We start from the raw sequence: 12,423 nt of genomic DNA, 5'->3' as shown, positions 1-12,423 counted from the left end.
CTTGAACCATACTTACATCCCCAGATACGAGGCCTTCAGCCCCGGATCGTTCATCAGTGCCGCCGCAGGTCCCGACATGGCGATGACGCCATGCTCCAGCACGAAAGCGCGATGGGCGATCGCCAGCGACTGCACGACATTCTGTTCGACCAGCAGGATCGACAGGCCATCCTGGTTGAGCCTCTGGATCAGGCCGAACATCTCTTCCACCAGCAGCGGCGAGAGGCCGAGCGATGGCTCGTCCAGGATCAGCAATTCCGGATCCGCCATGAGCCCCCGGCCAATGGCCAGCATCTGCTGCTCGCCGCCCGACAGCGTGCCGGCAAGCTGGTTCATCCGCTCCTTCAGGCGCGGAAAGATGCCGTAGACACGCTCAAGATTGCGGGCGCGGTTCTTGCGGCCGCGGCGATAGCTGCCGAGTTCTAGATTGTCCTGAACGCTCAAGTTCGGGAAAACCCGTCGGCCTTCCGGCACCTGGATCAGGCCGACATCGACGATGCGGTCGGTGGCTGCGCCGCAGATATCCTCGCCGAGAAAGCGGATCCGGCCCGCCGTCGGCCCATAGATGCCGCAGAGATTGTTGTTCAGCGTCGACTTGCCGGCGCCATTTGCGCCCAGCAGTGCGACGATTTCACCCTTGGCGACATCCAGATCGACGCCGCGCAGGACGGCGACCTGACCGTAACCCGCATGCAATCCACGCACCTCAAGCATGGCGGGCCTCCTGGATCTGAGCCTGCATGCGCGCGGCGGCGCCATGGCCGAGATAAGCCTCGATCACCTGCGGATTGGCGGCAATCTGCGAAGGCGTGCCGCTGGCGATCAAGGCGCCGTTGTTCAGCACCCAGGCATGGTCCGACAGATTCATAACGGCACGCATCACATGCTCGATCAGGAGGATGGTGACGCCGGACTGGCGGATGCCGCGGATGATTGGAATGATCTCGTCGATCTCGGCCGGATTGAGACCGGCCATCACCTCGTCCAGCAGCAGCAGCTTGGGATCGGTGGCCAGCGCCTTGGCCAGTTCCAGCCGCTTGCGTCCGGCAACGGTGAGCGCCGCAGCAGGCTTATCAAGCTGCGGCCCAAGGCCGACGCGATGCGCGATGGCTTCGGCATGCTCCAAAGCCGCGCGGCGGCCGGCCCGGCGCAAATGAGCGCCGACGGCGATATTCTCACGCACGTTCAGGCCGGCGAAAGGCTGCACGATCTGGAAGGTGCGAGCGATGCCGAGAAGGCAAATCTTCTCCGGCGTCAGACCAACCAGCGACCGGCCGTTGAAGCGGATATCCCCGGCATCGGGCCTATGAAAACCCGATATCTGCGCGAAAATCGTGGTCTTGCCCGCGCCATTCGGGCCGATCAGCGCCGAAATGCTGCCTTCCTGGATGGTGAAGCTGACATCGTTCGTCGCCACCAGGCCGCCGAACCGCTTGGAGAGACGGCTGACCTCAAGCATGGGCGCCTCCCTTGAACAGGCGGCGCAGGCTGCCCAGGCCGAAACTTACCTTGCCAAGGCCGAACAGGCCGTTGGGCAGGAACAGCACCATGAGCACAAGCAGAATGCCGTAAAGCACGAGGTTCAGGCCCGGCGCGTCGCCGAAGGCCAGACGGCCGATTTCGGCAATGGCATGCAGGGCAAAAGCGCCAAGCACCGGCCCGAAAATCGTGCCCAGGCCGCCGATGATCGGCACCAGCAGGGCCTCCACCGACATGGCCGGGCCATAGGCGATGTTGGGATCGATGTAGAGAAAGAGCTGCACATAGACGGCACCCGCCGACCCGGCGATGGCGCCAGACGCGGTGATGGCCCGCAGCTTGGTATCGAAGGGATCGACGCCGAGCGCGCGCGCCGCATCTTCATTTTCGCGCACCGCCATCAGGCGGGCGCCGAAACGGGCATTCTGCAGCCAGTAGGTGAACAGCAGGCAAGCCCCAACCAGGGCAAGCAGCAGCCAGAAGAAACCAGCCTTGGTTTCAAACTGCATCTGAGCAAAGCCTGGCTGCAGCGGTACCAGCAGGCCGACGCCCGCGCCGGTGAATTCGAAGCTGTTGGCGAGAATGCGGAAGACTTCGGCAAAGGCGAGCGTGACCAGCGCGAAGTAGGAGCCGCGCAGTCCGTAGCGGAAGACCAGCCAGCCGGTGCCCGCGCCCACCAGGCCGGCGGCAATGGCGGCCAGCACGAAACCGCCCCAGGCATTCAGCCCGAAATGAATCTGCAGGATCGCCGTGCAATAGGCGCCGGTGCCGAAGAACAGCGCATGGCCGAAGGAGAATTGACCGCCATAGCCGCCGAGCAGATTCCACGCCTGTCCGAGATAGGCATAAAACAGCGCAAGCGTGAGCCAGGTGATCCAGAAATCGGACTGGATCAGCAGCGGCGCAGGCAGCAGCACGAGGCAGAACAGGATGATGGCTGTCAGGTTGCGCATGATCAGGCCCTCTGCCCCAGCAGGCCGGTGGGCCGGAATAGCAGCACGATGATGAAGATGAGGAAGATCCCGAGCTGGCCGAGGCTTTCGCCCAGGAACAGCCCCCCCAGGCTCTCGGTCACGCCGATGATAAGACCGCCGAGCAGCGCACCGACAAAGCTTCCCATGCCGCCCAGAACCACGACGGTGAAAGCGACCAGAACGAAGGCATGGCCGACCTGCGGGCTGACATAGAAGCTTGGCAGCAGCAGACAGGCAGCGACGCCGAGGCAGGCGCAGCCGATGCCGAACGACATGGCGAAGATATGCTCAACATTGATGCCCACCAGCTTGGCGCCCTGGCGCTCCTTGGCCAGCGCGCGGATGGCACGGCCGAGATCGGTGCGGGCCATCAGTAGCCAGAGCAGGGCTGCAACCAGCAGTGCGCCGAAGAAGGCAATGACCTTGGGAACGGGAATGAAGGCTACCCCGAAGTCGACGACCTCGAAGGAATACGGCGTGTCGATGGTGCGGGTATCCGAGCGCCACAGGTAGAGGGCGAGATTCTCGATGATCACCGACAGGCCCAGCGTCACCAGCAGGATATTCTCATCCTTGCCATGGCTGGCATGGCCGATGATAAGACGCTGCAGGCCATAGCCGACAGCGAACAAAGCCGCCGCCGCAATGGGCAGCGCCAGATAAGGATCAATCCCGAACAGCGAATGCAGGAAAAAGACGCCATACAGCGCCAGCATCAGCAGGCTGCCATGGGCGAAGTTGATGATATGCAGCACGCCATAAATCAGCGTCAGACCCAGCGCGATCAGAGCATAGATCGCCCCGGTCGTAAGGCCGTTCAGGATCGCAGGCAGCAGGATTGAGAGTTCAAGCATCGAGTCACGCGCACTTGAAGCGGCGGCGCCGGAAGCCGGCGCCGCCACCTGGATGGATCAGGCCTTTGGCGCCGGGAAGACCGGCTTGGCGTTGGCGAATTCCGTCGGGAAGATCACCTTGATGTCCTTGTTCAGGACCTGGGTATTCACCGGAGCCGCGCCGACATTCTGGCCGTTGACGAACTTGGTCGGGCCATAGGGCATGAAGTGGTTGCTCCAGCCTGAGGCCGCCAGCGCCTGGGTGATCGCACCGCGGTCGGCCGACGCCGCACGTTCCAGCGCATCGGCCAGCAGCCGGACGCATTCGTAGTTGAGGAAGACTTCGTAGGAGAAGAACGCCTTTTCCGCTTCGACCTTCTTCTTCAGCTCCAGCGCGACCGGGTTGCGCGGATCGAACCAGTGATTGCAATCCATCACGAATTCAGCCGCATCCGGGAATTCCTGCACGAAGCGATACTGCGACGCAGCGCCGCCCAGCACGGCATAGATCGCCTTCGGGCGAATCTTCTGCTGGCGCAGCGTGCGGGCCAGCAGCACGAATTCATTGTAGTAGTTCGAGGGGATCAGGAGGTCCGGATTGCGGCCCTTGATCTTGAGCGCGATGTTGTTGAAGTCGCGGGTCGGGTTGGCATGGGAGATGGTTTCCACCACCTCGAAGCCGAGAGCCGGCAGCTTCTCATTCAGCGTCTTGGCCATGCCGGCACCGAACGCCGATTCTTCATGCACGATCATCACGGTCTTGGCCGGCTTGCCCGCCTGATTGTTCAGGGTGACAAGGTTCTCCATCGCCGTATCGACGATCTTCGACAGGCCCGGGCCGAAGCGGAAGGTGTTGGTCAGGCCACGGGTGACCACCTGATCAACGACGCCGACGTCGACGATGTGCGGAATGCCGTGCTTGGCAGCGGCCTGCGTGGTGGCCAGCGCGATGCCCGAGGCAAAGGGGCCGATGATCGCCGACACGCCGGCTTCGTTCAGCTTCTCGACTTCCGCCGCGCCCACATCGGGCTTGGACTGCGCATCGGCATAGATCGGCTCCAGCTTGGCGCCGCCCATCGAAGAGATACCGCCATTGGCGTTGATGGTGTCGATCGCCAGCTTGGCGCCGAGGCGGCTCTGCTGCCCCGACGGCGCGATCGGTCCGGTCACCGGATGAAGGATACCAACCTTGATGCTCTTCGGCTGCGCCTTGAGGATGGCGGGAAAGCCGACGATGCCGGCAGCGGCGCCAACCGCAGTGCCGGCGAGGAAATGGCGGCGAGATACATGCGATACAGATTTGTCAGCGGTCATGAATTTTCTCCCTGCGAGATTTGGTGCGTGGCGGCCTATTTCCCCCTGCCGCCGGCGCCACGCGCGCCGACCAGGTGTTTTGTTCCTCGCCACGGACGCGGTCGAGGCTCATGCGGAACTGATAGCGATCCGGCCGATACAGGCCGACGATGTACTCCACCGGCCGACCGGCAACGTCCTGCACAACACGGCTGATGCGCAGCAACGGGGCGCCAACGGCGGTTTTCAGCAGCGGCGCAACCCGAGCATCCGCAAGCGTCGCCGCGATCGTCTGCTCGGCGCCACCGACTCTCACGCCGGATTGCTCCAGCAATGCAAGCATGGGCTGGCTCGCAAGCTCCTTGCGCGAGAACTTTCGGCCGATAGCGGCCGGTACGTATGTCGTCAGGTAGGAGAAAGGCCCGGCTTCGAGCGAGCGTACGCGCACCGCACGCTGCACTTCTTCACCAGCCTGGATCTGCAGCGCTGCCGCGACGTCGGGCGGAGCCGGTTCATAGGCGAATTCCAGAAGATTGACCTGGGTTTTCAGACCCATCGCCAGCAGATTTTCCAGCAATCCCTCGACGCCGGCGCGGACCGGCGGCGGATCGTTACGGGCGGTGACATGCGTCCCCCGGCCCCGGCCACGCGTCACCAGGCCTTCAGCTGCCAATTCCGCCAAGGCACGGCGCGCGGTGATTCGCGACACATTGAATTGCCGCGCCAGTTCCTCTTCGCCCGGAACCAGTGCGCCAGGCGGAAGACGGCCTTCCTGGATTTGGCCGCGCAGAATAAGAAAAATCTGGTGATAGAGCGGCGTGGGCAAACGCTCGCTGATCGCATCTGAATAAATTGCCCTGGTCATCGACTGCCCCCGCTCCGTCTATTGTTATACTGATATGACATTATGAACGGAGTCAATATCTACTATAGCCAGCGTCCGCTTCGTCACCGCCTTGAATGGCGGCGGGCGCCGAGGCCCGAATCATCCTTCTGAAATTGACTATTTTTTGCGCGCTCTGGCCGCGGAATGGGCTGGTATAAGCATATTCCTGGTTGGCGCCATGATTTCGGTGGCGGCAACGCATCGTTTTAAGACCGAGGTGGACGCTGCGATCGATCCGGCACTGATGGATTCCGATATCCCGCAGCATGCAGGCGTCCACGCGGCCATGTCGGCAAATGAAGTAGAGCCGCGTTACAGCTGAATTAATAGTGACCGCAGCGGCCCGTATAACCTGCTGCTATTCCACGGTGCGGAACCCATCATTGCCAAGCACAGCAACCGACCAGGGCCACATCAGCTCTGACAGCACGGCCTTGCCGGTTTTGCAGCTCTTCCCGCCGAGCAGATCCCGAAACTGGCCATCCGGCAGAACCACTGCGGCATCGCCCCAGGCAGCCGCATCGGGCCAGTGACGCCCCTGATCGGTCAGCGCACTCATATGCCTGCCGGCGACAATGACGACGCAAGTGTCCTTGTGCCGCCGGGCTACGGCAACGACGGAGTCCGCATAAGTGCCCGTAACCTGCAGCAACTGCATATCACCCTCCCGGAACGGTTCGGGATTGGCAGCGCGCAGGCGCAGAAGGTGCTGCAGCAGTGCGAACTTGATTTTCCCGTCCTGCCAATGCTGCACAAGCTGACCGGGCGACATCAGTTCTGCTTGCTGTCGCTGGCGCGCGGCGTAATCGACGGGGCAGCGGTTGTCGGGATCGACGAAGGACAGATCCCAGTATTCCGTGCCCTGGTAGATATCGGGCACGCCAGGCAGGAGTATCTTCAAGGCCAGTTGACTGAGACTGTTCAGCGCGCCCAGCAACGCGACGCGCTCCGCAAAAGGTTTGAAGCTTTTTGTGAATTCCGAAGCCGGATCGCCGCTGGCCAGAGCCTTGGCAAATCGCACCAGGGTCTCCTCATAGGGGCCATTGAGATCGCGCCATGAGGTCTCCAGTTTGCTTTCCCGCGCGGCTTTAACGGCATAGGCGCTGAAACGCTCTGGGAAATCCTCGTGTGCACCGTCAACTGGCCAACCGCCCAGCAGGGCCTGATAGAGAAGATATTCATGCACTGGTGAGGGCGCAGGCTTGCCGCCGATCGTCTCGATCAGACCAGCGTTGCAGTGCTTCCATTGCGCAACCAGTTCACTCCACTCATCGGCCAGTTCCGAGAGTGCCACCAGTCGCATGCGGGCATCCTCGCCGCGCTTGGTATCATGGGTAGCTGTGGCCGTCAGGCCATAGGGTTGCTGCGCAATGCGCCGCCGATAGGCGACATGGAAATCCGCAAGCTCCATGGCCGGTGCGCCCGGATGGCCGCCGACTTCGTTTAAGGCCAGCAAACGCGGGATGCGATAAAAGCTGGTATCCTCCATCGCCTTGGCCATCACCGGGCCGCTTAGCTGCTGCAATCTGGCAACGAAGCTGGCCGCCCGGCGCCGGCTGTAGCCGCTCTTCGGCCGGCGCACCAAATCCAGAGACAGAAGGTCTTTCAGAAAATCGAGCAGCAATGAATCGATGCCGGGCAGCTGATACCCGGTTTCGACAATGGCGTTTTCGATAATCGCTCGGTCCTGAGCACTGGGCTCGCGCGTGAGCGACATATAGGTCCGGTAAACCGGCAGGGCAATGATATAGGCACGAAGTGCAGCGCTCAGCTGCTCCGCAGAAAAGTCCTGACTGTCCGGCCTTGCCAAGGCTATGCGATGCAGCAGCCGGATCAGCGTGGTGAATTCCGCATCGAAAAGATTGGTCAGCGTTTCCGCCTTGGCCTTTGCGATTATTTCGTCGATGGGACGCCTCTCGCCTGTGAAATGGCGCCAGGTCTGCTCCAGCCGCGGCATGCCCGCGCCCTGGAGCAGAACCTGCGAGAGGACATTCATCCATTCATAACCCGTCGTTCCCGCGACGTGCGGGAAATCCGGCAGCGATTCATGCTCGCCTAATATCTTCTCAATCAGGATGTAGGGCGCCGGAGCAATCCGGGCGGATCTCTCCCCCAGTTCCCGGCAATAGGCAATGGGGTCCTGCAGGCCATCGACATGATCGAGGCGAATGCCCTGAATGCCGCCCCCGCCGAGTAATTCGAATATCCGCTTGTGAACGGCATCGAAGACGCCGGCATCCTCGATGCGCAGTCCTGCTAGATCGTTGATGTCGAAGAAGCGGCGGTAATTGATCGCGGCAGTGCCGCTGCGCCAGAAGGTGGGCCGGTAGTGCTGCCTGAGCAGCAGCCGGTGCAGATCGGAGCGCTGCTTTTTGTCATTCCATTTCTTCAGCTCGGCCGTCAGAACATCGCCCAGTTCCGCGCATCCAGCCATAGCGGCTTTCAGCCTCTGGCCGGCGTCACGGCCCGTCCCTGCCTTTTCATATTGCTCCACAAGTGTCCGCGCATTTTGGACCGAAGCCGAGAGAGGGCGCAAAATAGTCAGATAATCCTTCACGCGCACCGGCAGGCGATGCTCGAAATACCAGAAGGAGAAGCTGCCCCTTTCGCGGTCGAACTTCAGCTGGATGTCACCATCGCGTAACGCCTCGCCGTAAGGTTTTCCAAGGATTGGCAGAACGAGAACCGGCCTCGCACGCCCTTCCGGGCGATGCCAATCGATGTCGAAGAAGCGCGCATAAGGGGAGGCCATTCCCCATTCCAGCACATCCAGCCACCAATCGTTGTCGGCTTTGCCGATGCCCATATGGTTGGGCACGAAATCGAGGATCGCCCCCATCCCCGCCTCGGTCAGAGCGGCGCGAAGCTGCGCCCATCCCTCTTCGCCGCCCAGGCGAGGATCGATCTGGTTGGGATCGACGACGTCGTAACCATGGGTCGAGCCGCTGCGTGCCCGCAGGATGGGGGAGAGATAGACGTGACTGATCCCCAGTCGCTGCAGATAAGGAACCAAGGCCGCGGCATCGTTTAGGGTGAAGGATTCAGTCAGTTGCAGCCGGTAGGTGGCATTGGGCACCGAAACCATCGTCAGACCGCCTCAAGCAGCCAGACCACCGACCAGGGCGAAAGCCGCGCCGATGGATCGGCCTGACCACTCTCCTGCACGGGCCAGATCGCGGTGGCACCCGACGGCCAGGATGGCGCTACGGTCTCGCGTCCGGTGAGGTTGGCCCGCAGATGCAGCCTGCTACCGTCGCCGAGGATCCAGGTTCCCGCCGCCACGCCATCCTTGATTCGCACATCTTTGGATTGCTGCGGATGACCTTTTAGGCGTGGTGCGATGAACTTCTGTCGCATCTTCAGCAGATGGCGCACAAGCTGAAGACGCGCCTTCCCCTTCCCGTTAGGCTCGCTCCAATCCAGCTTGGTGGAAAGAAAAGTCGACTCAGCCAAAGCGCTGGGAATGTCCTTTCCCGGCGGCAGTGACTTGTAGATGGGCGCAAATTCCCGGCGCCGCCCTTCTTCCACGGCCTGCGCGAGATCGCCAGAGAAATCGCAGAAGAAGGGAAACGGCTGCCTGGCGCCCCATTCTTCTCCCATGAACAGCAGCGGGATCATGGGCAACAGCAGCGTGATTGCCAAGGCTGCTTCGATAGCCTCTGGCGGCGCCAGAGCCTCCAGCCGCTCGCCGAAGGGCCGGTTGCCGATCTGGTCGTGATTTTGCAGGAAGTTCACAAAAGCGGTGCTGGGTAGCGCGTCTGTCGGTTCGCCACGCAGTTCGCCACCGCGATGCGCAGAAACCTCGCCCTGATACGCGAAACCGCCACTCAGGCACCGTTCCAGAAATCCCTGCGGCGCGGTCGCATAATCTTCGTAATAGCCGACCTGCTCTCCGGACAGCAGGACATGCCAGGCATGGTGATAATCGTCGTTCCACTGGGCGCGATAGCGGCCATCCGGAATATCCTCGGCCGGATTGAGCAAAGTGGCCGCATTATCGTCGTTTTCTAAAACGAGGTGAATATGCCGGCCGCTTTGGCGGGCAAACCTGCCCACGGCATGGCTTAGCGATTCCAGAACAGATGGCGAGCCGAGCTCACGGATGGCATGGACGGCATCGAGCCGTAAGCCGTCAAAGCGGAACTCTCGCAGCCAGTATAAGGCGTTCTCGATGGCGAAACTGCGGACCTGCGGGACCCGGTAATCGATGGCGCCGCCCCAGGGCGTCTGATGATCCCTGGAGAAGAAGTCCGGCGCATATTGGTGGAGGTAATTTCCCTTCGGGCCGAAGTGATTGTAGACAACATCGAGAAACACCATCAGTCCGCGCTGATGTGCCGCATCGATCAGCGCCTTTAAATCCTCCGGACGGCCATAGCTGGAATCCGGCGCATAGAGGAGCACGCCGTCATAGCCCCAGTTGCGGCTGCCGGCGAAATCAGCCAGCGGCATCAGCTCGATTGCCGTGATGCCGGTTTCGACCAGATGATCGAGATGCGCCATCGCGCCTTGGTATGTGCCTTCCTTGGAGAAGGCCCCCAGATGCAGCTCAAGAAACACTGCCTCGCCCCAGGGATGGCCGCGCCAGTCGCTGGCTTTCCAGTCGAAGTCTTGCGCGACCACTTCACTCGGACCATCGACATCTTCCGGCTGATAGCGCGATGCGGGATCGGGAACGAGTTGCTCACCATCGATCCGGAACCGGTAGCGCGTCCCGGGCCCGGCATCGCTAACCGCCAGCTTGAACCATCCGTCCTCCGCTGGTGTCATCGGCCGAGGCTCGGCGATCACCAGATCGACCTGCCTTGCCGCTGGCGCCCAGAGGCGGAATTCCACGCCGCCGTCGGGCAGGAGACGCGGACCGAATAGCTCGCCGCTCATGCGATGCCCTCCAGCACCGAAATCGAGCAGTCTGGTGCGGCGAAGGTCTCGCCGGGCTCCAGCATGCCGCGGAACGGCGCTTCATCGCCGGTCGCGGTTGAAAAAGCGCATCGCCAGCCGGCGTAAGTACGCCAAGAGGGCAGCTTCAAAGCAATCGCCTCAGCCGATCCGTTGATGACGATCAGGATCGGCACGCCGGACGCATCCAGCGGTCCAATAGAATAGGCAAGGAAACGGGCGTCGGGGAAATACCAGTCATCCTGCTTCATCTCCGTGCCATCGGGCCGCAACCAGTGAATGGCATTGCGTTGCCCCGGCTTGCCGCCGACCATCCATCGCTGCGTGGCAAGCTGGGGGAAGCGGCGCCGCAGCTTGACCAGTTCGCCGATGAAATCGGACAGGTCCTGCTCTCTATCGCCGAGCTTCTCCCAGTCGATCCAGCCGATCTCGTTATCCTGACAATAGGTGTTGTTGTTTCCGCCCTGGCTGTTGCCGACTTCGTCGCCTGCCAGAAGAAGCGGAACACCCTGCGCCAGAATCAGGCTGGCAAGCATATTACGGCGCAGCCGCAGGCGGGCCCTGTTGATCTCGGGATCATCCGTCGGCCCCTCAACGCCGCTGTTGCTGCTGATGTTGTGATCACTGCCATCGCGGTTCTCTTCGCGATTGGCTTCGTTATGCTTTTCCTCGTAGCTGACCAGATCCATCAGCGTGAAACCGTCATGGACGGTGACATGATTGACGCTGCTGCGGGGACCGCGGCCATGATGATCGAAGATATCGGCAGAGCCGGTCATCCGGCTGGCGAGGTCGCCAATCAGCCCCTTCTCGCCGCGCCAGAAGCTGCGCTGGTTCTGGCGATAGGCATCATTCCATTCCGACCATCCATCCGGAAATCCGCCGACCTGGTATCCGCCCAGCCCCAGATCCCAGGGTTCTGCGATCAGCTTTATCTGCGACAGCGCCGGGTCCTGCCGCACGGCGGCGAAGAACGCCGCCTGCCGGTTGAAGCCATCGGGCTGGCGCCCCAAAGTCGTGGCCAGATCGAAGCGGAAACCATCGACGTGATAGTTCTGGACCCAGTGGCGCAGGGAATCCATTACCATCTGCAGCACATGAGGCTGGGTCAGGTTGAGGGAGTTGCCACAGCCGGTGAAGTCTTCGTAATAGCGGGGATTGTCGGGCCGCAGCCAGTAATAGACGGCGTTGTCGATGCCGCGGAACGACAATGTCGGCCCTAGTTGATTGCCCTCGGCCGTGTGATTGTAGACGACGTCGAGGATGATCTCGATTCCGGCGTCATGCAGCCGCGCGATGGTCGATTTCAGGATCGCCGGCGTGTTCTCATATCCGTAACGCGGTTCCGGCGCAAAGAAGCCGATGGTGTTGTAGCCCCAGTAATTCTTCAGGCTTCGCTCCACCAGATGCCGGTCGTCGATGAAGGCATGGATGGGAAGAAGCTCCAGCGAGGTCACGCCCAGGCGCTTGAGATGCTTGATCATCTTGGGCGCCGCCAGGCCCCGGAAGGTTCCGCGCCAGGCCGGCGGGATATCCTCCCGCAGATTGGTCAGCCCCTTCACATGCGCTTCATAGAAGATGGCCTTGCCCCAGGGGATTCTTGGCGCCCGGTCGTTGCCCCAGGTAAACGCCTCGTCGATGACGACGGATTTCAGCATGCCGCGCGCATTGTCGCGGCGGTCGAAGGACAGATCGGCTCGCGGGCTGCCGGCCCGGTAGCCGAAATGTGCATCCGACCAGACCAGCCGTCCGGCTACGCGCTTGGCATAAGGGTCAAGCAGCAGTTTATGGTGATTGAAGCGATGGCCGCGTGCCGGATCATAGGGACCATAGACGCGATAGCCATATTGCTGTCCCGGCGAGACGTCCGGCAGATAGCCATGCCAGACATCATCCGTGCGTTCCGGCAGCGGCACGCGCTCCAGCTCCCGCCGCCCCTGGCTGTCGAACAGGCAGAGTTCGACCTTCTCGGCATTGGCGGAAAAGAGTGCGAAGTTGACCCCGCGGCCGTCCCAGGTCGCGCCCAATGTATCGGCATAGCCTGCTTTGACCCGCATGG

10 protein-coding genes are annotated in these 12,423 nt (G+C 61.8%); 1 reads left to right on the top strand and 9 read right to left on the bottom strand.

Annotated elements, in window-relative coordinates:
- Window positions 1–12 precede the first annotated feature (12 nt).
- From Q0603_RS04965 to Q0603_RS04940, 6 genes are read right to left on the bottom strand one after another with little or no spacing between them, the layout of a single operon-like run.
- On the bottom strand, window positions 13–714 hold the full coding sequence (locus tag Q0603_RS04965) for an ABC transporter ATP-binding protein (RefSeq protein ID WP_298722946.1): 702 nt from the start codon (window positions 712–714) through the stop codon (window positions 13–15).
- Window positions 707–1,459 carry an ABC transporter ATP-binding protein gene (locus Q0603_RS04960; RefSeq protein WP_298722943.1) on the bottom strand — a complete coding sequence of 251 codons (753 nt, stop codon included), beginning with the start codon at window positions 1,457–1,459 and terminating at the stop codon, window positions 707–709. The genes Q0603_RS04965 and Q0603_RS04960 overlap by 8 nt, the downstream gene beginning before the upstream one ends.
- Entirely contained in the window at window positions 1,452–2,432 is a 981-nt protein-coding gene (locus Q0603_RS04955; protein ID WP_298722940.1) for a branched-chain amino acid ABC transporter permease, read from the bottom strand. The genes Q0603_RS04960 and Q0603_RS04955 overlap by 8 nt, the downstream gene beginning before the upstream one ends.
- 2 nt (window positions 2,433–2,434) lie before the next feature.
- Window positions 2,435–3,307: a branched-chain amino acid ABC transporter permease gene (locus Q0603_RS04950; RefSeq protein WP_298722937.1), complete on the bottom strand. Its 873-nt coding sequence runs from the start codon at window positions 3,305–3,307 to the stop codon at window positions 2,435–2,437.
- Between the two features lie 57 nt (window positions 3,308–3,364).
- Window positions 3,365–4,600: an ABC transporter substrate-binding protein gene (locus tag Q0603_RS04945; RefSeq protein WP_298722934.1), complete on the bottom strand. Its 1,236-nt coding sequence runs from the start codon at window positions 4,598–4,600 to the stop codon at window positions 3,365–3,367.
- Window positions 4,590–5,444: a GntR family transcriptional regulator gene (locus tag Q0603_RS04940; protein ID WP_298722931.1), complete on the bottom strand. Its 855-nt coding sequence runs from the start codon at window positions 5,442–5,444 to the stop codon at window positions 4,590–4,592. Before Q0603_RS04940 ends, Q0603_RS04945 begins: the two co-directional genes overlap by 11 nt.
- 199 nt (window positions 5,445–5,643) lie before the next feature.
- Here Q0603_RS04940 and Q0603_RS04935 point away from each other — a divergent pair, with 199 nt between their 5' ends.
- Complete coding sequence (locus Q0603_RS04935; RefSeq protein WP_298722927.1) at window positions 5,644–5,787, top strand: hypothetical protein; 144 nt, start codon at window positions 5,644–5,646, stop codon at window positions 5,785–5,787.
- A 36-nt stretch (window positions 5,788–5,823) separates the two neighbouring features.
- Here the strand turns inward: Q0603_RS04935 and treY are convergent, their stop codons facing one another.
- Genes treY through glgX form a run of 3 tightly spaced genes read right to left on the bottom strand, consistent with a single transcriptional unit; the run spans window position 5,824 to window position 12,421 of the window.
- A complete protein-coding gene (treY, locus tag Q0603_RS04930) occupies window positions 5,824–8,550 on the bottom strand; it encodes a malto-oligosyltrehalose synthase (RefSeq protein ID WP_298722925.1) in 2,727 nt (908 codons plus the stop codon).
- 2 nt (window positions 8,551–8,552) lie between these two features.
- Window positions 8,553–10,346: a malto-oligosyltrehalose trehalohydrolase gene (treZ, locus tag Q0603_RS04925; protein WP_298722922.1), complete on the bottom strand. Its 1,794-nt coding sequence runs from the start codon at window positions 10,344–10,346 to the stop codon at window positions 8,553–8,555.
- A complete protein-coding gene (gene glgX / locus Q0603_RS04920; protein WP_298722920.1) occupies window positions 10,343–12,421 on the bottom strand; it encodes a glycogen debranching protein GlgX in 2,079 nt (692 codons plus the stop codon). The genes treZ and glgX overlap by 4 nt, the downstream gene beginning before the upstream one ends.
- Window positions 12,422–12,423: the final 2 nt, after the last annotated feature.

It is taken from the genome of uncultured Ferrovibrio sp., assembly GCF_937960835.1.
Lineage (GTDB): Bacteria > Pseudomonadota > Alphaproteobacteria > Ferrovibrionales > Ferrovibrionaceae > Ferrovibrio.
This window is presented reverse-complemented; position numbering and strand designations above follow the sequence as displayed.